This is a genomic window from Micrococcus sp. M4NT, from assembly GCF_033790745.1.
Classification (GTDB): Bacteria; Actinomycetota; Actinomycetes; order Actinomycetales; family Micrococcaceae; genus Micrococcus.
In genome coordinates this window covers 165,646-188,536 of the sequence record NZ_JAMYEH010000004.1, presented here as the reverse complement: position 1 = coordinate 188,536, position 22,891 = coordinate 165,646, and the positions used below count along the sequence as shown (strand labels likewise).

The 22,891-nt window shown below is 72.5% G+C and carries 24 protein-coding genes and 1 other RNA gene; 12 read left to right on the top strand and 13 right to left on the bottom strand.

The window, feature by feature from the left end; genetic code table 11:
• The first annotated feature begins 95 nt into the window (after positions 1 to 95).
• The 3 genes from NJC10_RS04250 (at position 96) to NJC10_RS11235 (ending at position 4,646) form a co-directional block, all read left to right on the top strand.
• A complete protein-coding gene (locus NJC10_RS04250; RefSeq protein WP_319074779.1) occupies positions 96 to 3,872 on the top strand; it encodes a multifunctional oxoglutarate decarboxylase/oxoglutarate dehydrogenase thiamine pyrophosphate-binding subunit/dihydrolipoyllysine-residue succinyltransferase subunit in 3,777 nt (1,258 codons plus the stop codon).
• Positions 3,873 to 3,894: 22 nt separating this feature from the next.
• Positions 3,895 to 4,500: a GDSL-type esterase/lipase family protein gene (locus NJC10_RS04245; protein WP_319074777.1), complete on the top strand. Its 606-nt coding sequence runs from the start codon at positions 3,895 to 3,897 to the stop codon at positions 4,498 to 4,500.
• A 71-nt stretch (positions 4,501 to 4,571) separates the two neighbouring features.
• Entirely contained in the window at positions 4,572 to 4,646 is a 75-nt protein-coding gene (locus NJC10_RS11235; RefSeq protein ID WP_404465952.1) for a 50S ribosomal protein bL37, read from the top strand.
• Between the two features lie 81 nt (positions 4,647 to 4,727).
• Here the strand turns inward: NJC10_RS11235 and rsrA are convergent, their stop codons facing one another.
• Entirely contained in the window at positions 4,728 to 5,003 is a 276-nt protein-coding gene (rsrA, locus tag NJC10_RS04240) for a mycothiol system anti-sigma-R factor (RefSeq protein WP_248115198.1), read from the bottom strand.
• Positions 5,000 to 5,698 carry a sigma-70 family RNA polymerase sigma factor gene (locus NJC10_RS04235; RefSeq protein WP_319074775.1) on the bottom strand — a complete coding sequence of 233 codons (699 nt, stop codon included), beginning with the start codon at positions 5,696 to 5,698 and terminating at the stop codon, positions 5,000 to 5,002. Before NJC10_RS04235 ends, rsrA begins: the two co-directional genes overlap by 4 nt.
• 221 nt (positions 5,699 to 5,919) lie before the next feature.
• Here NJC10_RS04235 and aroA point away from each other — a divergent pair, with 221 nt between their 5' ends.
• From aroA to NJC10_RS04210, 5 genes are read left to right on the top strand one after another with little or no spacing between them, the layout of a single operon-like run.
• Entirely contained in the window at positions 5,920 to 7,329 is a 1,410-nt protein-coding gene (aroA, locus tag NJC10_RS04230; protein ID WP_319074774.1) for a 3-phosphoshikimate 1-carboxyvinyltransferase, read from the top strand.
• Positions 7,329 to 8,426 (top strand): ribosome small subunit-dependent GTPase A, encoded by a 1,098-nt coding sequence (locus NJC10_RS04225; RefSeq protein ID WP_298712893.1) that lies wholly within the window; start codon positions 7,329 to 7,331, stop codon positions 8,424 to 8,426. The genes aroA and NJC10_RS04225 overlap by 1 nt, the downstream gene beginning before the upstream one ends.
• Positions 8,427 to 8,446: 20 nt before the next feature.
• A complete protein-coding gene (gene hisN, locus NJC10_RS04220; RefSeq protein ID WP_319074772.1) occupies positions 8,447 to 9,304 on the top strand; it encodes a histidinol-phosphatase in 858 nt (285 codons plus the stop codon).
• On the top strand, positions 9,301 to 9,867 hold the full coding sequence (locus NJC10_RS04215) for a CrcB family protein (RefSeq protein ID WP_319074771.1): 567 nt from the start codon (positions 9,301 to 9,303) through the stop codon (positions 9,865 to 9,867). The genes hisN and NJC10_RS04215 overlap by 4 nt, the downstream gene beginning before the upstream one ends.
• Entirely contained in the window at positions 9,864 to 10,292 is a 429-nt protein-coding gene (locus NJC10_RS04210) for a CrcB family protein (protein WP_319074770.1), read from the top strand. The genes NJC10_RS04215 and NJC10_RS04210 overlap by 4 nt, the downstream gene beginning before the upstream one ends.
• Before the next feature lie 77 nt (positions 10,293 to 10,369).
• Here NJC10_RS04210 and ssrA read toward each other — a convergent pair.
• The 6 genes from ssrA to prfB form a co-directional block, all read right to left on the bottom strand.
• Positions 10,370 to 10,740, bottom strand: a transfer-messenger RNA (tmRNA) gene (ssrA, locus tag NJC10_RS04205).
• 142 nt (positions 10,741 to 10,882) lie between these two features.
• Positions 10,883 to 11,392, bottom strand: a complete 510-nt coding sequence (gene smpB, locus NJC10_RS04200; protein ID WP_298712880.1) for an SsrA-binding protein SmpB — start codon at positions 11,390 to 11,392, stop codon at positions 10,883 to 10,885.
• A gap of 117 nt (positions 11,393 to 11,509) precedes the next feature.
• Positions 11,510 to 12,187 (bottom strand): CoA transferase subunit B, encoded by a 678-nt coding sequence (locus NJC10_RS04195; RefSeq protein ID WP_319074768.1) that lies wholly within the window; start codon positions 12,185 to 12,187, stop codon positions 11,510 to 11,512.
• Positions 12,184 to 13,005, bottom strand: a complete 822-nt coding sequence (locus NJC10_RS04190) for a CoA transferase subunit A (protein WP_319074767.1) — start codon at positions 13,003 to 13,005, stop codon at positions 12,184 to 12,186. Before NJC10_RS04190 ends, NJC10_RS04195 begins: the two co-directional genes overlap by 4 nt.
• A 41-nt stretch (positions 13,006 to 13,046) precedes the next feature.
• Complete coding sequence (locus tag NJC10_RS04185) at positions 13,047 to 14,255, bottom strand: acetyl-CoA C-acetyltransferase (RefSeq protein ID WP_319074766.1); 1,209 nt, start codon at positions 14,253 to 14,255, stop codon at positions 13,047 to 13,049.
• Between the two features lie 203 nt (positions 14,256 to 14,458).
• A complete protein-coding gene (prfB, locus tag NJC10_RS04180; RefSeq protein ID WP_319074765.1) occupies positions 14,459 to 15,592 on the bottom strand; it encodes a peptide chain release factor 2 in 1,134 nt (377 codons plus the stop codon).
• Positions 15,593 to 15,720: 128 nt separating this feature from the next.
• Here prfB and NJC10_RS04175 point away from each other — a divergent pair, with 128 nt between their 5' ends.
• The 4 genes from NJC10_RS04175 (at position 15,721) to NJC10_RS04160 (ending at position 20,943) form a co-directional block, all read left to right on the top strand.
• Positions 15,721 to 16,476, top strand: coding sequence for a succinate dehydrogenase cytochrome b subunit (locus tag NJC10_RS04175; RefSeq protein ID WP_319074764.1), 756 nt, complete (start codon positions 15,721 to 15,723; stop codon positions 16,474 to 16,476).
• Entirely contained in the window at positions 16,473 to 18,497 is a 2,025-nt protein-coding gene (locus tag NJC10_RS04170; RefSeq protein ID WP_319074763.1) for a fumarate reductase/succinate dehydrogenase flavoprotein subunit, read from the top strand. The genes NJC10_RS04175 and NJC10_RS04170 overlap by 4 nt, the downstream gene beginning before the upstream one ends.
• A gap of 13 nt (positions 18,498 to 18,510) precedes the next feature.
• Positions 18,511 to 19,263 carry a succinate dehydrogenase/fumarate reductase iron-sulfur subunit gene (locus NJC10_RS04165; protein ID WP_248115212.1) on the top strand — a complete coding sequence of 251 codons (753 nt, stop codon included), beginning with the start codon at positions 18,511 to 18,513 and terminating at the stop codon, positions 19,261 to 19,263.
• A 159-nt stretch (positions 19,264 to 19,422) separates the two neighbouring features.
• Positions 19,423 to 20,943, top strand: a complete 1,521-nt coding sequence (locus NJC10_RS04160) for an anion permease (RefSeq protein ID WP_413466383.1) — start codon at positions 19,423 to 19,425, stop codon at positions 20,941 to 20,943.
• A gap of 168 nt (positions 20,944 to 21,111) precedes the next feature.
• Here NJC10_RS04160 and NJC10_RS04155 read toward each other — a convergent pair whose 3' ends face one another.
• The 5 genes from NJC10_RS04155 to NJC10_RS04135 are packed head-to-tail and all read right to left on the bottom strand — an operon-like array spanning position 21,112 to position 22,809.
• Positions 21,112 to 21,243: a hypothetical protein gene (locus tag NJC10_RS04155; protein WP_319074760.1), complete on the bottom strand. Its 132-nt coding sequence runs from the start codon at positions 21,241 to 21,243 to the stop codon at positions 21,112 to 21,114.
• Between the two features lie 45 nt (positions 21,244 to 21,288).
• A complete protein-coding gene (locus NJC10_RS04150; protein WP_319074759.1) occupies positions 21,289 to 21,741 on the bottom strand; it encodes a pilus assembly protein TadG-related protein in 453 nt (150 codons plus the stop codon).
• Entirely contained in the window at positions 21,741 to 22,184 is a 444-nt protein-coding gene (locus NJC10_RS04145) for a hypothetical protein (protein WP_319074758.1), read from the bottom strand. Before NJC10_RS04145 ends, NJC10_RS04150 begins: the two co-directional genes overlap by 1 nt.
• A complete protein-coding gene (locus tag NJC10_RS04140; RefSeq protein WP_298713463.1) occupies positions 22,168 to 22,578 on the bottom strand; it encodes a TadE/TadG family type IV pilus assembly protein in 411 nt (136 codons plus the stop codon). Before NJC10_RS04140 ends, NJC10_RS04145 begins: the two co-directional genes overlap by 17 nt.
• A gap of 21 nt (positions 22,579 to 22,599) precedes the next feature.
• Positions 22,600 to 22,809 (bottom strand): hypothetical protein, encoded by a 210-nt coding sequence (locus NJC10_RS04135; RefSeq protein WP_298712852.1) that lies wholly within the window; start codon positions 22,807 to 22,809, stop codon positions 22,600 to 22,602.
• Positions 22,810 to 22,891: the final 82 nt, after the last annotated feature.

Genomic DNA, 22,891 nt, shown 5'->3' with positions numbered 1-22,891 from the left:
CGGCAGCACGGGCGCACCGCTCGCGACCGGACCGCTCCCCTGGGCGGTCCCCGTCGGACCATCGCATCACAAGGCTCAGGAAGAGGCGTTGCACAGTGCCAGAACTCACGTCTGATCGGCTCGCGCAGGAGTTCCCCGGGAACGAGAAGCTCGTGGCCGAGATCTACCGGAAGTACCGCGCCGACGAGGGCTCCGTGGATCGTCAGTGGGCACAGATCTTCGCTCGCCTCGAGGCGAGCGCCCCGCAGCAGGCGGCCTCCGCCACGCCGTCGAAGCCCGCCCCCGCGAAGGCCGCCTCGGCCGAGGGCGTCGGCCCGCAGTCCGCCACCGCGCCGTCGGCGAACGCCACCCCGGTCCGCACCGGCGGGGACACCCGCGCCGCGTCCGCGACCGCGACGGCCGCCCCCGCCACCGCCCAGCCGAAGACCGCGCCCGCCAAGACCGGCGCCAAGAAGGCCGCCGCCCAGGCTGTGCCCTCCGAGCCCGCCAAGGACGAGCCCACCGCGGGCGCCTCCACGAAGGAGGAGAAGGCCACCGTGCTCAAGGGCATGGCCAAGGCCGTGGCCTCCAACATGGACGCCTCCCTCTCCATGCCCACCGCCACCACGGTGCGCGACGTGCCCGCCAAGCTGCTCATGGACAACCGCGCCATGATCAACAGCCACCTGGCCCGCACCCGCGGCGGCAAGGTCTCCTTCACGCACCTCATCGGCTACGCGATCGTGCGCGCGCTGAACGAGATGCCCGCCATGAACGTGCTCTACGAGGAGCGCGACGGCAAGCCCACCATGGTGGAGCCCGCCCACGTGAACTTCGGCCTGGCCATCGACCTGCCCAAGCCGGACGGCACGCGCGCGCTCGTGGTCCCCAACGTGAAGGCCGCCGAGACCCTGGACTTCCGCGGCTTCTGGCAGGCCTACGACGACCTGGTCCAGCGCGCCCGCAAGAACAAGCTGACCATGGACGACTACGCCGGCACCACGGTCTCGCTGACCAACCCCGGCGGCATCGGCACGGTGCACTCCGTGCCCCGCCTCTCCAAGGGCCAGGCCGCCATCATCGGCGTCGGTGCCCTCACCTACCCGGCCGCCTTCCAGGGCGCCGCGGAGAGCACCCTCAACGACCTGGCGATCTCCCGCACCATCACGCTGACCTCCACGTACGACCACCGCGTGATCCAGGGCGCCGGCTCGGGCGAGTTCCTCAAGATCATCCACGGCTACCTGCTCGGCGAGGACGGCTTCTACGACGAGGTCTTCCAGTCCCTGCGGATCCCCTACGAGCCCGTCCGCTGGGCCCAGGACGTCCAGGTCAACCCGGACGAGCAGGTCGGCAAGGTCGCCCGCGTGCAGCAGCTCATCCACGCGTACCGGGACCGCGGCCACCTCCTGGCCAACGTGGACCCGCTCGAGTACACGATGCGCACCCACCCGGACCTGGACGTCCGCGAGCACGGCCTCACCCTGTGGGACCTGGACCGCCCGTGGCCCACGGGCGGCTTCGGAGGGCAGTCCACGCTGCCCCTCCGCGCCATCCTCGCCGTGCTGCGGGACGCGTACTGCCGCACCATCGGCGTCGAGTACATGCACATCCAGAACCCGGCCGAGCGCGCCTGGTTCCAGGACCAGCTCGAGCGCCCGTACAACAAGCCGACCCGCGAGGAGCAGCTGCGCATCCTCAGCCGCCTGAACGCGGCCGAGGCCTTCGAGACGTTCCTGCAGACCAAGTACATCGGCCAGAAGCGCTTCTCCCTCGAGGGCGGCGAGTCCCTCATCCCCCTCCTGGACCACATCCTGGGCGACGCCGCGGACGCGGGCATGGACGAGGTGGCGATCGGCATGGCCCATCGCGGCCGTCTGAACGTGCTCACCAACATCGCCGGCAAGACCTACGGCCAGGTGTTCCGGGAGTTCGAGGGCGCCACGCCGAACGGCGCCTCCGGCTCCGGCGACGTGAAGTACCACATGGGCACGGAGGGCACCTTCGTGTCCGACGCCGGCAACAGCACCCGCGTGTACCTCGCCGCCAACCCCTCGCACCTGGAGGCCGTGGACCCGGTCCTGGAGGGCATCGTCCGCGCGAAGCAGGACCGCCTCGACCTCGGCTCGGAGCACCCGGACTCCTTCAGCGTGCTGCCGATCCTGGTGCACGGCGACGCGGCCTTCGCCGGCCAGGGCGTGGTGACCGAGGTGCTCAACCTCTCCCAGCTGCCCGGCTACCGCACCGGCGGCACCGTGCACGTCATCGTCAACAACCAGGTGGGCTTCACGACGCCGCCCTCCCAGGCCCGCTCCTCCGTGTACGCCACGGACGTGGCCAAGAGCATCCAGGCGCCGATCCTCCACGTGAACGGCGACGAGCCGGAGTCCGTGATGCGCGTGGCCCAGCTGGCGTTCGAGTACCGCCAGCGCTTCAACAAGGACGTCGTCATCGACCTCGTGTGCTACCGCCGCCGCGGCCACAACGAGGGCGACGACCCGTCGATGACGCAGCCGCGCATGTACAACCTGATCGAGCAGAAGCGCTCCACCCGCAAGCTGTACGTCGAGTCCCTCGTGGGCCGCGGCGACATCACGCAGGAGGAGGCGGACACCGCGCTGCGGGACTACCAGCAGCAGCTCGAGCGCGTGTTCGCGGAGACCCACGAGTCCAACGCCGACACCTCGGGCACCGGCGGCATCGAGCCCGCGAGCGACCGCGACCGCGCTCCCCAGGCCCCGGCCAAGACGGCCATCTCCCCGGAGACCCTGCGGGCCATCGGCGAGGCGCACCTGGCGACCCCGGAGGACTTCACCGTCCACCCGAAGCTCTCGACCCTGCTGGAGCGCCGCGCCAAGATGGCCGTGGACGGCGGGATCGACTGGGGCTTCGCGGAGCTCGCGGCGTTCGGCTCCCTCCTGATGGAGGGCGTGCCGGTGCGCCTCGCGGGCCAGGACTCGCAGCGCGGCACCTTCACGCAGCGCCACTCGGTGTTCCACGACCGCGTCACGGACGAGGAGTGGACGCCGCTGAAGAACCTCTCGCCGGACCAGGCGAAGTTCTGGGTCTACAACTCGCTGCTCTCCGAGTACGCCGCCCTCGGCTTCGAGTACGGCTACTCGGTGGAGCGCTCCGACGCCCTGGTGCTGTGGGAGGCGCAGTTCGGCGACTTCCTCAACGGCGCGCAGACCGTGATCGACGAGTTCATCTCCTCGGCCGAGCAGAAGTGGTCGCAGAGCTCCTCCGTGGTGCTCCTGCTCCCCCACGGCTACGAAGGCCAGGGGCCGGACCACTCCTCCGCCCGCATCGAGCGCTTCCTGCAGATGTGCGCCGAGGACAACATGCGCGTGGTGAACCCCTCGAACGGCGCGAGCCACTTCCACCTGCTGCGCGAGCAGGCCTACGCCCGCCCGCGCAAGCCGCTGATCGTGTTCACGCCCAAGCAGCTGCTGCGTCTCAAGGCGGCGGCCAACTCGGTGGAGGACTTCACGCAGGGCCGCTTCCAGCCGGTCATCCCGGACGCCGGGGTGGACGCGAAGAAGGTCACGCGCGTGCTCCTGGTCTCCGGCCGGCTGTACTACGACCTCCTGGCCCGCCGCGAGAAGTCCGGCGACGAGACGACCGCGATCGTCCGCGTGGAGCAGCTCTACCCGCTGCCCCTCGAGGAGATCCGCGAGCAGCTCGCCGCCTACGGCGACGCCGAGGTCATCTGGGTGCAGGACGAGCCGGCCAACCAGGGCCCGTGGCCCTTCATGGCCCTCAACCTGGTGCCTCAGCTGGGCCGCGAGGTGCGCCTCGTCTCCCGCCCGGCCTCCGCCTCCACCTCGGCGGGCACGAAGGGCCGGCACGACACCGAGCTGCAGACCCTCCTGGACACCTCGTTCGGCCGCTGAGCCGGCGCGAAAGGACACACCCGTGCAGTCTCGCCAGATCCGGATCGCCGCCGTCGGCGACCACATCCTCGCCGGCGCGGGGGATGCCCGCGCCATCGGGTGGTGGGGTCGCGTGCTGGCCCGCACGTCCGCCCAGGACGTGACCCTCGAGAACTACGTCCTCGCGGTGCCGCACGAGACCACGGAGCAGCTCAACGAGCGCTGGTGGGGCGAGGCCTCGAGGCGGTTCTCCGACACCACGGAGAACCGCCTCGTGGTGGCCCTCTCGGACGCCGACTTGGACATCGAGGCCTCGTCCTCGGCCCGTTCGCGCCTCAACCTCGCGAACGTGCTGGACACCGCCTCCCAGCGGGACATCCCCGTGCTCGTGGTCGGCCCCACCCCCTCGCTCGACGAGGAGCGCAACGCGCGGCTCGCCGAGCTGAACGCGGCGTACCTGGACGTGGCCGACCGCCGTCGCCACGTGTACGTGGACGCGTTCACGCCGCTCGTGGGCCACGAGCAGTGGCGCTCGGACCTGGCGTCCGGCCAGGGCCGGCCGGGCCAGGCCGGGCACGGGCTGATCGCGTGGCTCGTGCTTCACCGCGGGTGGTACCAGTGGCTGGGCGTCCCGGAGCCCACCGCCTGACGCGCACCGCTCCCGCGGTGTGACAGAATGGACCACTGACCGAAGCCCGCTTCATCGGAGAGGAGACCCCCATGAGCAAGCGTGGACGCAAGCGTCGCGATCGCAAGAAGGGCGGCGCCAACCACGGCAAGCGCCCCAACGCCTGAGCATCGCTCAGCCGCATCGCACGAGAAGGGCCGACCCCCACGGGGTCGGCCCTTCTCGTGCATCGGGGGCGGGCTGCGCCGTCAGCCCCGGTGGTGCGTGGTGGTCACCTGGGTGATGCGGGTCATGATGGTGGCGCGCAGCTGCGCGGGCGCCTTCTCCTGGCAGGACCGACGCACGGCCGTGCGGATCAGCAGCTCCAGCTCCTGCTGACGGTGGCAGTCGGGGCACTCGTCCACATGGGCGCGCACCTGCTCGAAGTCCTCCGGCGTCAGGGCGCCGTCGAGGTAGCGGTACAGCTGCTCCATGCGGCGCTCGACCGCCTCGCGGCACTCGCGGCCGCCGTCGTCCTGGGTCATCGCGTGGCCTCCTTCGTGCTCGTCGCCACGGTGTCCGCCCCGCGGCCCTTGGGACCCATCCCGCGCTCGGCGGCGTAGTCCGTGAGTCGCTCCCGCAGCTGCTTGCGCCCGCGGTGGAGACGGGACATCACCGTGCCGATGGGCACGTCGAGGATCTCGGCGATCTCCTTGTAGGCGAAGCCCTCCACATCGGCGAAGTACACGGCGAGGCGGAACTCCTCGGGGATGGCCTGCAGCGCCGCCTTGACCTCCGAGTCCGGCAGGTGGTCGAGCGCCTCGGTCTCCGCGGAGCGCAGCCCCGTGGAGGTGTGCTCGGCCGCGCGGGCCATCTGCCAGTCCTCCACCGTGTCCGTGTCCGCCTCGAGGGGCTGGCGCTGCCGCTTCCGGTACAGGTTGATGTACGTGTTGGTGAGGATGCGGTAGAGCCAGGCCTTGAGGTTCGTGCCGGGCCGGTACTGGTGGAACGAGGAGTACGCCTTCGTGTAGGCCTCCTGCACCAGGTCCTCGGCGTCCTGCGGATTGCGCGTCATGCGCATCGCGGCCGAGTACAGCTGGTCCACGAACTCGAGGGCGTCACGCTCGAAGCGGGCGCGGCGCTCGGGGTCGGACTCGGCGGCGACGTCGATGCTCGCGAGGTCGTGCTCAGGGGCGTCGGCGGGCCGGGCGATCTGGCGCGCGCTGTCTTCAGTGCTCATCGCCGCCCAGTCTACGGGGGACGGCCGCGGCGCCGACGGCGTCGGTGTGGCCGAGGCGGGCGCGGCCAGCAGTGCGATGCTCACGGGTGCGGCCTCCTCCCCGGCTCGGGCGGCGCCGGCGGGGTCTCTCCCGCACCGGCCTCTGCTGCCCGGGTACAGCGCGCCCGAGGCGGCGCCTATTCCCCCGCCTCGTTCCCCGCGCGCCTCGGTAGGCTGGGCCGGTGACCGAACCCACGCCGCCCCGCCCCTCCGCGCCGTCGGGCGCGCCCTCCTCCACCCCGTCCGTGCCGGACCCGTGGCCGGCGCCGACCACCGCCGGGCCCGTGGTCGGGACGGTGCGCCTGCCGGGGTCCAAGTCCCTCACGAACCGCCTGCTCGTGCTCGCGGCGATCGCGGACGGGCCCTCGGAGCTGCGCGGCGCGCTGGACTCCCGGGACACCCGCCTCATGCGCGCGGCGCTGACGGCGCTCGGCGCGCGCTTCGAGGACGGCGACGACGGCGTCCTGCTCGTGCACCCCCTGCCCGTGGGCGAGCCCCTCGCGGGCGAGGTGCACGTGGACTGCGGCCTGGCCGGAACGGTCATGCGCTTCCTCCCGGCGGTGGCCGCGCTGCGCCCCGGACGCGTCGTCCTCGATGGGGACCCGGGCGCCCGCGAGCGGCCCATGGGCCCGCTCGTGGACGGCCTGCGCCAGCTCGGCGTGGGCGTGACCGAGGCCGGGGAGCCGGGCCGGCTCCCGCTGGTGCTGGACACGACGGCCGCGGCCGCCGCCCCGGAGGAGGTCGCCGTGGACGCCGCCGGGTCCTCGCAGTTCCTCTCCGGCCTCCTGCTCTCCGCCGTGCGCCGCCCGGGCGGTCTGACCGTCCGGCACACGGGCTCCCGTGTGCCCAGCCCGGAGCACGTCTCCATGACCGTGGCCGTGCTGCGCGAGCGCGGCGTCCGCGTGGACATCCCCGCCGCGGGGGTGTGGCGCGTACACCCCGGTCCGCTGGCGGGCTTCACCGCCGTCGTCGAGCCGGACCTGTCGAACGCGGGCCCGTTCCTGGCCGCCGCCGTCGTGACCGGGGGGACCGTGACGGTGCCCGACTGGCCCACGGGCACCACGCAGCTCGGCGACCGCTGGCGCTGCATCCTCCCCGCGTTCGGGGCCGACGTGGCCTTCGAGGTCGGGAGCGAGGACCGCTCGCAGGGCGCGCTCACGGTCACCGGCGGCGTCGGAGAGGACGGGGCGCCGCGCGTGACCGGGGCCGGCGAGGTCCCGGACACCGCCGAGCTGGCGCCGACGGTCGCGGCGCTGGCGCTGCTGGCGGAGGGCCCGACGCGCCTGACGGGCATCGCCCATCTGCGCGGGCACGAGACGGACCGGCTCGCGGCCCTCGCCGCGGAGGCCGCCCGCTTCGGCGTCGAGGTCGAGGAGGGCGCGGACGAGCTGGGCTTCCCCGGCCTGGACGCGTCGGGGTCCCTGAGGCCTGCGCTCGCCGAGACCTACCACGACCACCGGATGGCGACGTTCGCCGCCGTCATCGGGCTGCGGGTGCCGGGCACGCGCGTGCACGACGTGGCCACCACCGCGAAGACCATGCCGGGCTTCCCCGCCCTGTGGGCGGCGCTCGTGGGCGGGGAGGAGGCCTGATGGGACGGCGGCTGGACCCCACGGCGTGGGACGAGGCGGACATCCGCGAGCGTCCCTCCAAGCGCGGCACTCGACCGCGCACGAAGGAGCGGCCCGCGCACGAGGACGCGCAGACCGGCATGGTGACGACGGTCGACCGCGGCCGGTACACCGTGGTGCTCCCGGACCGCCTCGACGAGCGGATCACCGCGATGCGCGCCCGCGAGCTGCGGCGCACCCCGATCGCCACCGGCGACCGGGTCGCCGTCGTGGGGGACCTCTCCGGCGACGACGGCACGCTGGCCCGCGTGGTGCGCGTGGAGGACCGGGGCACGGTGCTGCGCCGCTCGGCCGACGACTCGGACGAGGTGGAGCGCGTGGTGGTGGCCAACGCCGACACCCTGATGATCATGGTGGCCGCGGCCAATCCGGAGCCGCGCACCGGCTTCATCGACCGCGCCCTCGTGGCCTGCTACGACGCCGGCATCCACCCCGTCCTGCTCATCACCAAGACGGACCTGCGGGATCCGGCCGAGCTCGTGGCGCACTACGAGTCCCTCGACCTCGAGGTCATGACCTCCGGCGCCTCGACCTTCGAGGCGGAGACCGGGGACACCGAGCTGGACGGGAGCCTCGTGGACCGCGTGGCCCAGCGGCTCGAGGGCCACGTCGCCGCGTTCGTGGGCCCGTCCGGCGTGGGCAAGTCCACGCTGCTCAACGCCCTCACCGGCGCCACGCGCGCCACGGGGCACGTCAACGCGGTCACGGGCCGGGGCCGGCACACCTCCTCCTCCGCGCTGGCCCTCCCCCTCACCGACGCCCACGGCGCCCCCCTGCCCGACACGTGGGTGGTGGACACCCCCGGCATCCGCTCGTTCGGCCTCGGCTGGGTGGACCCGGACCGCGTGGTGGAGGCGTTCGGCGACCTCGCCGGCGGCCTCGAGGACTGTTCCCGCGGGTGCACGCACGGCGCGGACTCCCCCGGCTGCGGCCTCGACCCGTGGGTCGCCGCCGGACACGCGGGCGCGGCGGGTCCGGCGCGACTGGCCTCGCTGCGGCGCCTGCTCGGCAACCGGTCCACGGCCGAGGGCGAGACCTCCGCCTCCTCCGAGGACTGAGGCGGTATAGCGTGGCACCCATGGAGAGCACCGGACAGACGAACGGGCGGGACCTCACGGAGGACCTGCGCCTGGCCCACATGCTGGCCGACAACGTGGACTCGATCACCATGGCCCGCTTCAAGGCCCAGGACCTCCAGGTCAGCACCAAGCCGGACCTCACCCCCGTCTCGGACGCGGACCGCGCCGCCGAGGAGTCCATCCGCGCCACCCTGGCGAAGGCCCGTGCGCGGGACACCGTGCTCGGCGAGGAGTTCGGCGGCCGCTTCAGCCGGGTCGGGCGCCAGTGGGTCGTGGACCCGATCGACGGCACGAAGAACTTCGTGCGCGGCGTGCCCGTGTGGGCCACCCTGATCTCCCTGCTGGTGGACGGCGAGCCGGTGGTCGGCGTCGTGTCCGCCCCCGCGCTGCACCGCCGCTGGTGGGCCGCCTCCGGGCAGGGCGCCTTCACGGGCACCTCGCTCATGCGCTCCGAGCGCATCCACGCCTCCTCCGTGGACCGGCTCTCCGACGCCTCGCTCTCCTTCTCCTCCCTCGAGGGCTGGCGCGAGCGCGGGTCCATCCGCGAGTTCCTCCAGCTGACCTCGGACGTGTGGCGCGTGCGCGGCTTCGGCGACTTCTGGTCCTACATGCTCGTGGCCGAGGGCGCGGTGGACATCGCGGCCGAGCCCGAGCTCGCGCTGCACGACATGGCCGCGCTCGTGCCGATCGTGCGCGAGGCCGGCGGCCGCTTCACCTCCCTCGAGGGCGAGGACGGTCCCTTCGGCGGCAACGCGCTCGTGACCAACGGGCTGCTGCATGACGAGGTCCTGGCGCGGCTGCGCCTGGCCGACGACGACGGCCCGTGGGGCGCCGAGGACGGGACCACGCACGCATGACCGCCCGGCGCGTGGCGGAGCCGGACGGGTCGCGCAGCGTGCTCCCCGCCGTCGCGCTCGGCGGATCCGCGGGCGCGGCGTGCGGCGCGGCGCTGAGCTCCGCGACCACGGCGTGGGTGGCCACGGCCGCGGCCGCGGCCGGCCCCTCCGGCCTGAGCGTGGCCGGCCCGACGGGCGCCCTGGTGCACACGCTCTCCTCCGCAGCGCCGCTGCTCGCGGTGAACGTGTCCGGCTCGTTCCTGCTGGGCCTGCTGTGGGCCCGCTCGCGGCGCGCGGGCCCACAGTGGCGGCCCCGCCTCGTGGCCGGGCTCGGCACCGGGTTCCTCGGGTCCTTCACCACGATCGCCTCGGCCGTGGCGCTCGTGATCGGTCCCCTCCAGTGGGGCATGGACGCCGTCAGCGCCGTGCCCTCCGGCATCGGCGGCGCACTGGGCGCCGCCGCCCTCCTGGGCCCCGTGCTGGTGGTCCTCGTCCTGCTGGCAGCGCTCTCGACGGCGGCCGCCGTCCTCGGGCTCCGGCTGGGCGGCGCGCCCGCGCCGGACCGTGGAGCAGGTGCGGCATGACGGCTCCCTCACCGGCCGAGGCCGTCCTCTACTCGGCACTGGGCTTGGCGGCGCTGGCCCTCGGAGGAGCCCTCGGCGCGCCTCTGCGCCTGGTGCTCGAACGGCATCTCTCCCGGCGCGGCCTCCTCGTGGCCAACACCCTGGCCGCCCTCGTGCTCGGCCTCTCGATGGGCCTGCCCACTGCGAACCTGCTCGTCGAGCGTCACCTCCTGGGCGCGGCCATGCTCCTCGGCGCGGCCCTCGTGAGCGGCTTCTGCCTCGCCCTCGGCACGTGGTCCACGGTCGCCGGGTGGACCGCCGACGCCGTCCTGGCCTCCCGCTGGGGCGAGGCTGCCCGGACCTGGGCGGCCCACCTCGGGCTGGGGCTGGCGGCCGTCATCGGGGGCTGGGGTGCGGGACACGCCCTGTCCGCCGCGCTGGGCTGAGACCCGTCGGCGAGGGACGGCGACCCCGGAACGCACGAAGGCCCCGAGACACATGTCTCGGGGCCTTCGCCTGTGGTGAGTGGAGCCGGCGGGAATTGAACCCGCGTCCGATGTGGTGTTGCCAGGTCTTCTCCGGGCGCAGTCTGCTATGGGTGTTGCTCGGCCCTGTCCGTCCCGCAGACGGGCGGACAACCCGGGCCCAGCCGGATTGATGTCGGCATCACGACCCCCGGCGAGGGTGATGCCCAGTGGCTATCTAGCTGACGCCATGGTCCGGGACGACAGCGATCCCGGGATGACGGACTCGATCACTGATCAGGCAGCGAGAGCGAAGTCAGTGCGCTTAGAAGTGGCACTTATTGTTGTGCAGAGAGCGTTGACGAGATGACTCTGCATCCTCGGCCCGCTTCTCCCGACGCGACACACACCGTCGAAACCGATCGGCCCCTGGGGGCGACTCCTCTATGAGGTTGTCAATCACCACTCGCGCGAACCCGCCTGAACGGGCCTGCGAGATGGACAACGTACCACGGGCGGGGATCATTCCCGCAAGGGGGCCTCGCGCGCGTCCGGGTGCCGGCCGCCTCCGCTCAGGCCGCGCGGCGGTTGCGGGCCCGCATGGCGCGCTGCGCCTCGCGGGCGTCCTGCTTCTCGCGCAGCACGTGGCGCTTGTCGTACTCCCGGTTGCCGCGCGCGATCCCGATCTCCACCTTGACCCGGCCGTCCAGGAAGTACAGCTGCAGCGGCACGATGGTCAGGCCCGACTCCTGGATCTCACGGCTGATCTTGATCAGCTCCGCACGGTGCAGGAGGAGCTTGCGGCGCCGGCGGGCGGCGTGGTTGGTCCACGAGCCGTTGAGGTACTCGGGGATGTACACCTGCTCCAGGAACAGCTCGTCCCGGTAGAACACGGCGAACCCGTCCACCAGGGACGCCTTGCCCTCGCGCAGCGACTTCACCTCTGTGCCGGTCAGGACCAAGCCGGCCTCGTAGGTGTCGAGGATGGTGTAGTCGTGCCGGGCCTTGCGGTTGGAGGCGATCACCATGCGCTCGCCGGGGGCCGGCTGCTTGGCGGGCTTCCCCTTCGCGTTCTTTCCCATGGCCGGGCTCCTTCCGCTTGCGATGCGCGCGTGACACAGGGTCACCCAGTCTACGGGACGGCCCGCCCGCGGCGGCGGGCGGGCCGGTTGCTCCGCTGGGGGCGTAGCAGCCCTGCGTCAGGACAGCGGCGCCCCCGTGAGGGCGCGCACCTGCTCCTCGGTCACGCCGGGAGCGGTCTCCACGAGCGTGAGCTCGGGCTGCTCCGGGGTGCCGACGACGTCGATCACCGCGAGGTCGGTGATGATGCGGTCCACGACCGCCCGGCCGGTCAGCGGCAGCGAGCACTGCGCGACGATCTTGGGCGTGCCGTCCTTGGAGACGTGGTCCATCATGACGATCACGCGGCCGGCGCCGTGGACGAGGTCCATCGCGCCGCCCATGCCCTTGACCATCTTGCCGGGCACCATCCAGTTGGCCAGGTCGCCGGCCGCGGAGACCTCCATGCCGCCCAGCACGGCGACGTCGATCTTGCCGCCGCGGATCATGCCGAAGCTCATCGCGGAGTCGAAGAAGGACGCGCCCGGGCTCACCGTGACGGTCTCCTTGCCGGCGTTGATGAGGTCCGGGTCCACGTGGGCCTCGTCCGGGTACGGGCCGACGCCGAGGATCCCGTTCTCCGACTGCAGCACCACGGTGCGACCCTCGGGGATGTGGTTCGGGATGAGCGTGGGCATGCCGATGCCGAGGTTCACGTAGGCGCCGTCCGGGAGCTCCTGGGCGGCGCGGGCGGCCATCTGGTCCCGGGTGAGGCCCTGGGGGGCGGGCTGCTGGGCCGGGACGGTCTGCTCGGTCATCGGGTCTCCTCCTGGGCCTCGGCCGGGGCCTGGCGCACGGTGCGCTTCTCGATCGGCTTCTCGATGTCCGTGCCGACCTCCACGATCCGGTGCACGAACACTCCCGGCAGGTGGACCTCGTCCGGGTCGATCTCCCCGGGCTCCACGAGCTCCTCCACCTGTGCGATGCACACGCGCCCGGCCATCGCGGCGGGCACGGAGAACTGGCGGGCGGCCTTGTTGAAGACGAGGTTGCCGTGCCGGTCCCCCTTCTTCGCGTGCACGAGCGCGACGTCCGTGACAATGGACTCCTCGAGCACGTAGACCTGGCGCTCGGCCGGATCGACGCTGACGTACTGCTCCCCCAGCACGAACGTGTCCGTCGGCTTGGCCTCCGAGGCCTTCACCACGTTCCCCTCGGCGTCGTAGCGCATGGGCAGGCCGCCCTCGGCGACCTGCGTGCCCACGCCCGAGCGGGTGTAGAACGCCGGGATGCCGGAGCCGCCGGCGCGCAGCTTCTCCGCGAGGGTGCCCTGCGGCACGAGCTCCACCTCAAGCTCGCCCTCGAGGTACTGGCGGGCGAACTCCTTGTTCTCCCCCACGTACGAGCTGGTCATCTTGCGGATGCGCTGCGCCGAGAGCAGGACCCCCAGCCCCCAGCCGTCGACGCCGCAGTTGTTCGAGACGACGGAGAGGTCGTCGGCGCCCTGCTCGAGGAGGGCCTCGACGAGCTGGATGGGGTTGCCGGAGAGGCCGAACCCGCCGACGGCGAGCGAGGCGCCGGACGGGATGTCCGCCACCGCCTCGGCCGGGGTGGCGACGGTCTTGTCGAGGGCCATGGGACTCCTTCGTGGGCGGGACGGGTCGTGGCGGTGCCGCGTCAGCGGAACAGGATGAGGGCCTCGCCCTGACCGCCGCCGCCGCACAGGGCCACGGCGGTGCGGCCGGAGCCGCGGCGGTCCAGCTCGAGGGCGGCGTGCAGGGCCAGGCGGGCGCCGGAGGCGCCGATGGGGTGGCCCAGGGCGATCGCGCCGCCGTGGATGTTGCACTGCTCGGCGGAGTAGTCCAGGTCCTTGAGCGACTGCAGGGACACCGCGGCGAACGCCTCGTTGATCTCGATGAAGTCGAGGTCGGAGGCCTCCCAGCCCTGCTTGGCCAGGGCTGCGGAGATCGCGTCCGAGGGCTGGGAGTGCAGCTGGGAGTCCTTCGGGCCCGCGGTCTGGCCGGGGGCCCCGATGGTGGCCAGCACCGTCAGCCCGTGCTCCTCGGCGTAGGCGCGGGAGGTCACGACGACGGCGGCGGCGCCGTCCGAGAGCGGCGACGCGTTGCCGGCGGTGATGGTGCCCTCCTTCGCGAAGGCGGGGCGGAGCTTCGCCAGAGTCTCGGCGGTGGTGTCGGCGCGGACGCCCTCGTCCGCAGAGACCACCACCGGCTCGCCCTTGCGCTGCGGGATCTCGATCGGGGCGATCTCGCCCTCGAAGACGCCGTCGGCCTGCGCGGCGGCGGCACGCTGGTGGGACCCGGCCGCGATCTCGTCCTGGGCCGCCCGGTCGAGGGCTCGCTCGCCGTTGCCGGACTCAGTCAGCTCGCCCATGGCTTCCTTGGTGAGGGCGTCCGTGAGGCCGTCGTAGGCCACGGAGTCGAGCACGGTGACCTCGCCGTACTTGTAGCCGGCGCGCGCCTTGGGCAGCAGGTGCGGGGCGTTGGTCATGGACTCCTGGCCGCCGGCCACCACGACGTCGGCGTCGCCGAGGCGGATGAGGCGTGCGGCGTCGATGATCGCGGTGAGGCCGGAGAGGCAGACCTTGTTGACGGTCATGGCGGGGACCGTCCAGGGCAGGCCCGCGGCGAGCGAGGACTGGCGCGCGGGGTTCTGCCCCTGCCCGGCCTGGACGACCTGGCCCATGAGGACGGTGTCCACCTCGTCCGCGCCGACGCCGGCCCGCTCGAGCGCGTGCCTGATCGCGTGGGCGCCGAGGTCCATGGCGGTCAGGGAGGCCTGGCCGCCGAGCAAGCGGGTGAACGGGGTGCGGGCGCCGCCCACGATCACTGCGTCGGCGGGCTGCGGGGCGGGGTGCTCGGTGGTCATCAGGATCCTCCAGCGGGGGCGGGCCCGGCGTCGCGGGCTCAGTGAATGGCGATGAACTGAGATCACCGCCAGTGTATGGCGCAGGTCACGTTCGGGCCAGCCGCGTCCGGCATCGGCTCCCCGACGACGACGCCGGCCCGCACCTTCGCTGCGGAAGGTGCGGGCCGGCGTCGGGACCCGGGGGTGAGGCGCCCCGGGAGGGATCAGGCCTGCTCGGCCTCGTCGCGGGCGATCTGGGCCTGCTCGGCGCGCCAGCGGATGCCGGCGTCGATGAAGTCGGTGATCTGACCGTCGAACACGGAGGCGGGGTTGCCCTCCTCGTGGCCCGTGCGCAGATCCTTGACCATCTGGTACGGGTTCAGCACGTAGGAGCGCATCTGGTCGCCCCAGGACGCCTTCACGTCGCCGGCCATCTCCTTCTTCTTCGCGTTCTCCTCGGCCTTGCGCTGCAGGAGCAGGCGGGACTGGAGGACGCGCAGGGCGGCGGCGCGGTTCTGGATCTGGGACTTCTCGTTCTGCATGGAGACGACGATGCCCGTGGGGATGTGCGTCATGCGAACAGCAGAGTCCGTGGTGTTCACGGACTGGCCGCCGGGGCCCGAGGAGCGGAACACGTCCACCTTGATCTCGGACTCGGGGATCTCGATGGAGTCGTCCGACTCGATGAGCGGCACGACCTCGACGGCGGCGAAGGAGGTCTGGCGGCGGCCCTGGTTGTCGAAGGGGCTGATGCGCACCAGGCGGTGCGTGCCGGCCTCCACGGAGAGGGTGCCGAACGCGAAGGGCGCGTTGACCTCGAAGGTCACGGACTTCAGGCCCGCCTCCTCCGCGTAGGCGGTGTCCATGACCTTGGTGGACCAGCCCTTCTGCTCGGCCCAGCGCAGGTACATGCGCATGAGGGTCTCGGCGAAGTCGGCGGCGTCCACGCCGCCGGCGCCGGCGCGGATGGTGATCACGGCGTCGCGCTGGTCGTACTCGCCGCTGAGCAGCGTGACGACCTCGAGCTCATCGAGGGTCCTGCGGATGCCGACGAGCTCTTCGTCCGCCTCCACCAGCAGGTCCGGCTCGCCCTCCTCGGTGGCCAGCTCCACGAGGCTCTCCAGGTCCCCGATGCGGTCCGCGAGCGAGATGATGCGCTTGAGGTCCGCCTGGCGGTGGGAGAGCTTGGAGGTGACCTTCTGCGCCGCCTCGGGGTCGTCCCAGAGGTCCGGCGCGGAGGCCTGGGCCTCGAGGGTATCGATGTCCGCCTTGATGCGCTCGACATCCGAGACCTGCTCGATGGAGGCGAGGGTGTGGCGCAGAGCGTCGATCTCTGCGGAGAAGTCAGTGTCAGCCATGGTGGGGCGAGTCTACCGCGCGGGGTGGGGCGGGGGTGGGGCGACGTCGGCGGCCCGGTCACGGACGATCCCGCCCAGGTCAGCGGGCATAGACTCACAGGGCAGTCACCGAACCGCCGGGAGTCGCCATGGCACAGTCCACCGTCCGCCGTCCCGCCGCTGCGCCGAAGGGCCCCGGAGTCCGCGCGACCCCGGTCCGCCACGGCCCCTCGAACGCCCTGCTGAAGGTGGTCATGGCTCTCACGGGTGCCGTCTTCACCGCGTTCGTGTTCGTGCACATGATCGGCAACCTGAAGGTCTACCAGGGCGCCGAGCACTTCAACGCCTACGCCCACTGGCTGCGCGCCGCGTTCGAGCCCGTCCTGCCCCACGAGGGCCTGCTCTGGATCCTGCGGGCGTTCCTCCTCCTGTGCCTCATCGGCCACGTGTGGGCCGCCGCGCTGATCGTGATCCGGGCCCGGCGCGCTCGGGGCCCGCACCCGCGGAGAAGGATCCGGCCCGGCTCGTGGCTGACGCGCGCGATGCCCACCACGGGCGTCGTGCTGCTCCTCTTCCTGGTCTTCCACGTGCTCGACCTGACGCTGGGGGCCCGGCCCGCGGCGCCCGACGTGTTCCAGGCCGCGACGCCCGAAGCGAGCAGCGCCTATGCCAACGTGATCGCCAGCTTCAGCCGCTGGCCCGCCTCGCTCGTCTACATCCTGGCCATGCTGGCCCTCGCGGCGCACCTCATCCACGGGATCGTGGCCATGGTGGCGGACCTCGGCATCGCCGGCGGACCCCGCTTCTGGCGCGTCCTGAAGCTGATCGCCCTGGTGCTCGGCCTCGTGATCGCGATCGGCAACATCACCATCCCCCTCGCCGTCCTGACGGGAGCCCTCGCATGAGCAGCCGCGCCGCCGACCACACCGTCGACCTCTCCTCGCGGGAGGCCACCCGACCCGCGGCCCCGCCCACCGCTGCCCCCGCCGCCCCCTTCGTCCTCGACGGCCGCGCCCCCGACGGCGACCCGGCCACCGCCTGGACCCGGCGCAAGCTCGAGTACAAGCTGGTCAGCCCGCTGAACCGCCGCAGGTTCACCGTGGTCGTGGTGGGCACCGGCCTGGCCGGGGCCGGCTGCGCCGCGGCGCTCGGCGAGCTGGGCTACCACGTCGTGAACTACACGATCCACGACTCCCCGCGTCGCGCCCACTCCGTGGCCGCACAGGGCGGCATCAACGCCGCGCGCGGCCGCAAGGTGGACAACGACTCGCTCGGGCGCTTCGTGAAGGACACCGTCAAGGGCGGTGACTTCCGCGCCCGCGAGGCCGACTGCTTCCGCCTGGCCGAGGAGTCCGTCCGTGTGATCGACCATGCCGACGCCCTCGGTGCGCCCTTCGCCCGCGAGTACGGCGGTCAGCTGCGCACGCGCTCCTTCGGCGGCGTGCAGGTCTCCCGCACGTACTACACCCGTGGGCAGACCGGCCAGCAGATGGAGGTCTCCGCCACCAAGGCCCTCCTGCGCCAGGTGGCCGCCGGGACGGTGGAGCTGCGCACGCGCCGCGAGATGCTCGACCTGATCGTGGAGGACGGCCGGGCGCGGGGCGTCGTCGTCCGCAACCTGCTCACGGGCGAGGTCGAGGCGCAGACCGCCCACGCCGTGGTGCTGGCCACGGGCGGCTACGGGAGCGTGTTCCGCCAGTCCACACTCGCCAAGAACTCGAACGTGACGGCCGCCTGGCGCGCACACCGGCGCGGAGCACTGTTCGCCTCGCCGTCCTTCATCCAGTTCCACCCCACCGCGCTGCCGGTGAGCTCGCGCTGGCAGTCCAAGACCACGCTCATGAGCGAGTCCCTGCGCAACGACGGCCGCATCTGGGTGCCCGCCCGCGCCGGGGACGACCGCCCGGCGAACGAGATCCCCGAGGGCGAGCGCGACTACTACCTCGAGCGCAAGTACCCGGCCTACGGCAACCTCGCCCCGCGCGACATCTCCTCCCGCGCCGCGCGCGAGCAGATCATCGCCGGCCACGGCGTGGGCCCCCTGAGGAACAGCGTGTACCTCGACTTCCGGGATGCGATCGAGCTTCTGGGCGTGGAGACCATCAGGGAGCGCTACGGCAACCTGTTCGAGATGTACCGCGACGCCACCGGCGAGGACCCGTACACCGTGCCCATGCGCATCGCTCCCGGCGCCCACTTCGCGATGGGCGGGCTCTGGAGCGACTACGACCTGATGACGTCCGTCCTCGGCCTGTTCGTGGGCGGCGAGGCCGGCTGGGCCTATCACGGGGCCAACCGCCTCGGCGCGAACTCCCTGCTCTCGGCGTGCGTGGACGGCTGGTTCACCCTCCCCTACGCCGTGCCGAACTTCCTCGCGGACCACCTCCACGAGCCGCTCCTGGACGCGGACGCGCCCGCGGTGCGCGACGCCGTCGCGGGGGTGCAGGACCGGACCCGGCGCCTGCTGGAGATCCGCGGCACGCACTCCGCGGACCACTTCCACGCCGAGCTCGGCGAGATCCTCTACGAAGGCTGCGGCGTGAGCCGCACGGCTGCGGGCCTGGCCGAGGCACTGCGGCGGAGCCGCGCGCTGCGCGAGCAGTTCTGGACCGACCTGCGCGTGCCCGGCACGGGCGAGCAGCTCAACCAGGAGCTCGAGCGCGCCGGGCGCGTGGCCGACTTCCTGGACATGGGCGAGCTCATGTGCCGGGACGCCCTGGACCGCGAGGAGTCCTGCGGCGCCCACTTCCGCGAGGAGCACCAGACCCCCGAGGGCGAGGCACTGCGCGACGACGACGCCTGGCGCTTCGTCTCCGCCTGGGAGCACGTGCCCGGCGACGACGACGTGCACCCCGGCGAGCCGGTGCGTCACATCGAACCCCTCGACTTCACCACGGTGAAGCTGCAGACCCGCGACTACCGGTGAGGACGGACGCACCATGAGACTGACCCTGGAGATCTGGCGGCAGGACTCCCCCGCCGCCGAGGGACGCTTCGAGACGTACGTGGTGGAGGACGCCACCGAGGAGATGTCCCTGCTCGAACTGCTGGACCGCCTCAACGAGCAGCTCGTGGAGGAGGGCCTCGAACCGGTGGCGTTCGACTCGGACTGCCGCGAGGGCATCTGCGGCGCGTGCGGCATCACCGTGGACGAGCGCCCGCACGGGCCCGTGGCCAACACGCCGTCCTGCCGCCAGCACCTGCGCTCCTACCGGGACGGCGACCGCATCCGCCTCGAGCCGTTCCGGTCCGACGCCTTCCCGGTGCAGCGCGACCTGGTGGTGGACCGCGGCGCCCTGGACCGCGTGGTGGCCTCGGGCGGCTTCGTGGGAGTCGACGTCGGCACCGCGCCGGACGCGGACGCGCGCCAGATCCCCTTCCGCACCGCCGAGAAGGCGCTCGACTTCGCGGCGTGCATCCAGTGCGGCGCGTGCGTGGCGGCCTGTCCCAACGGGTCCTCGCACCTCTTCACCGGATCGCTGCTGGAGCACCTCGCCACGCTCCCCCAGGGCCAGCCGGAGCGCGGCCGCCGCGCGCTGAGCATCACCGCGACGGCGGACGCCGAGTTCGGCCCCTGCTCCGTGTACGGCGAGTGCGCCCAGGTGTGCCCGGCCGGCATCCCGCTCTCCGCCATCAGCGCGGTGAACCGGGAAGCCGTGCGCGCGCGGCTGCGCGGCGGCCGCGACGACTGACCGGCCGAGCGCCCGCACCCGGCACCCGGCACCCGGCACCCGGCACCCGGCACCCGGTGAGCCTGGTCTCACCGGGTGCCGGGAGCGCCTCGGAGATCCCCGCCGAGAGTAGATTTGTCCGTGTCAGAACCCGCACATCCGCGTCAACTCCGTGAGGGGATGAGCCGCATGGCTTCTTCCGTTTCCCCGTCCGCCGCCGCCCCGAACGGCTCTGTCACCGAGAAGGGCGCGGGCGCCGGAACAGCGCCTCCCGCGGCGGCGCCGCCGTCGTCCACGGGGATGATCCTGAAGGTCCTGGCGATCCTGCTGGTGACCGTGGCCGTGTGGCTGATTCCGCCGCCCGAGGGCGTGGACCCGCGCGGCATGCACATGGCCGGCATCTTCCTCGGCACCATCCTGGCGCTCATCCTCCAGCCGCTCCCGACGGCGTCCGTCGCCCTGGTGGGGCTGGCGGCGGCCATGATCACGGGCACCATGGACCCCGGCAAGGAGGCGCTCACGGGCTTCGGCAACAGCGCCGTGTGGCTGATCGTGGCGGCGTTCTTCATCGCCGACGGCTTCCTGCTCACGGGCCTGGGCCGGCGCATCGCGCTGTGGTTCGTCACCAAGCTGGGCAAGTCCAGCCTGGGCCTGAGCTACGGCATGGCCGTCACGGACCTGATCCTCGCCCCGGCGACGCCGTCCAACACGGCGCGCGCTGGCGGCGTCGTCTTCCCGATCATCTCCTCCCTGGCCCGCGTGCAGGGCTCCACCCCGGACACGCCGGAGTCCCGGCGCCGGCTCGGCGCCTACCTCTCGATGACCGCGGTGCAGGTGAACACGATCACCTCGGCCATGTTCCTCACCGCCATGGCCGGCAACCCGCTGGCCGCCAAGTTCGCGGCGGACAACGGCGTGCAGATCACGTGGGGCTCGTGGGCGCTGGCCGCGATCGTGCCGGGCCTCGTGGCGCTCGCCGTGATGCCGTGGGCGATGACCAAGATCTACCCGCCGGAGCTGACGAAGACCCCGGATGCCCCTGGACGCGCCCGCGAGCAGCTGCACCAGGCCGGCCCCATGAGCCGCGGCGAAGTGATCATGGCGGGCACGTTCGTCGCGCTGCTGCTGATGTGGGTCCTCGGCTCCCTGCTGGACCTCAACGCCACCGCGGTGGCGTTCGTGGGCGTCGCCGCCCTGCTCGTCACCAAGGTGCTCACCTGGAAGGACATGGCCGCCAACGGCGGCGCGTGGTCCACGCTCGTCTTCTTCGGCGTGCTCGTGGGCATGGCGACACACCTGAACGAGCTGGGCGTGATCGACTGGATCGGCCGCTCCGTCTCCGGCGCGGTCGGCGGCCTGCCGTGGTACGTGGCCTTCGCGCTGCTGGCCCTCGTGTACTTCTACGTGCACTACCTGTTCGCGTCCAACACGGCGCAGATCGTGGCGATGTACGCCGTGTTCCTGACCGCCGCGGTGGCCGCCGGCACCCCGCCGGTCTTCGCTGCACTCGCCTTCGGCTTCATCGGCAACCTCTTCGGCGGCCTGGCCCACTACTCCTCCGGCCCCGCGGGCGTGGTGTACGGCTCCGGCTACGTGCCCACCAACGAGTGGTTCCGAGTGGGCTTCCTGGCGAGCCTCGTGAACATCGTCATCTGGACCGTGGTGGGCGGCGCCTGGATGAAGGTCCTCGGCATGTGGTGAGGTCCGCTCGGGAATGAGCAGCGCGCCCCCGCCTCGGGAGTCCTCCTCGACGCGGGGGCGTTGCCGTGTCCGGTTCCTCCCGCACCGTGTCCGGTTCCTCCCGCGCCGTACGATTCCTCCCGCGCCCACCAGCGAAGCATCATGACCACGCCGATGATGCGCCCGATCTCAGCGCCACCGCTCGAGGGCCTGGGCGATCTCCGCGAACGCCCGCTGCCTGGCCGCCACGCCGACCACGAGGTCGTCGGCGCCGTCGTCCGGTGCCTCGATCCATGCGCCGTCGAGGTCGAGGAAGACCACCGTGGCACGCCACCCGTGGCACCACTCGGAAGGCCCCGGCCGGAATCACCGGGTGAGGGCCGTCCGGGAGCTGCCCTCCGCCTGCACGGGGACCGTTGCGGGGACGACCCCGGTGAACCACCCTCCAGCGGGCAGCAGGCTCACCTGCGCCTCGAGGCGGACGATCACGGTCGCGCCGTCCCCGGCCACCCCGGCCTCCATGCCTGCGAGGCCGGGCACGCTCTCCTGCCCGCCCACGGCCGACAGGTATGCGCCGGCGGACGCGGCGACTTCGTCGTCGGACAGGACCACCGTGGGGTTCTCGTCCAGGCGGAAGCCCAGCTCCTCGGCACCGGCGAGCGCGGCCCCGTCCGCGAGGGACTGCAGCCGCCTCACCTGGATGGCCACCGTGGTGACGGCCAGCATGACGAGCATGAGGGCGATCAGCACGGCGCACAGTCCGACGGTGAGGACGGTGGTCTGGCCGCGGTCGTCAACGAGTCGGGTCCGAGCACGCATCAGAACCTCGGCACCATCTGCCGAGCCTCGGAGCCGACGCTCACGGGGCTGAGCGAAGCGGACCAGGACGCCGGTGCGAACGGCACGGGGACCTCGACGGCCACGCTGACCTCGACCACCTCAGCGGGCTCACGGGTTCCGCAGCCGCCGACGCTGCACCGCACGGACACGTCGGCGAGGTCGGAGGAGACGCCGTAGTCGGCGAGGGTCAGCTGGATGGTGGAGGCGGCCTGCCCGGCGGAGACCTCCTCCGTGCTGGCGACGAGGACCCTCGCGGCCTGGTCCGCCGCGGCGACCGACGCGAAGGCGGCGGCCTGGATCTGGGACACGTAGATCATCAGATACACCACGGGGATGAGCAGGACCAGGGACAGCATGAGGAATTCGACCGTCGCAGAACCGCGCTCCCCGACGTCGTTCTGCGTCTCAGTGCCGGTACGCATGGCCGCTCACCGTGAGTGGAACGGGTCCCGGGAGGAATCCGACTCCGGGCAGCGAGCTCGAGACGGTGACGCGGACGATGGGAACGCCTCCCTGGCTCGTCGTCTCCGCCGTGATGGCCGCACCCGACTGACCGGGAGCACTCGCCGCCAGGACTTCCCGCGCCCGTTCCACACCGTCCCCGGGGTGGCGGTCCGCGAGTGCCCCATAGCGGGCCCCCGCCGACGCGGCGTCGATCATCACGTTCCGGGTGTGGATGACGATGCCGGCCTGCAGGAGTGCGGCGAAGAGCAGGACGACCAACGCCATCACCATCGACGACTCAGCGACGGCGGCACCCGTCTCGTCCTGCCGGCGGCTCCCCGGCCGGAGCCCGGGAGCCGCCACAGGGGGCATCCAGTGGGACTGCGACATGGGTCAGGCGCCCGTGGACACCTTGTCGATGGCCTGGTTGAACAGGTCCTGCAGAGCAGGGCCGGCGATCAGCAGGAGGCCCGCCACCAGGACGGCGGACATCAGGGTGATCATGACCCAGCCCGGCACGTCGCCGCGGTCGTCACGGACGTCGGTGGGGATGAAGCTCTGCAGTGCGGTGATCAGGGCGGCGAAGGCGTGGTGGTGGTTCATGGTTCCCTCCTCGGGATGGCGGGCATGGCCCGGTGCGGTGCGATGGGTCGTCTGGGCGGATGGCTGGCGGGTGGGGGCTATT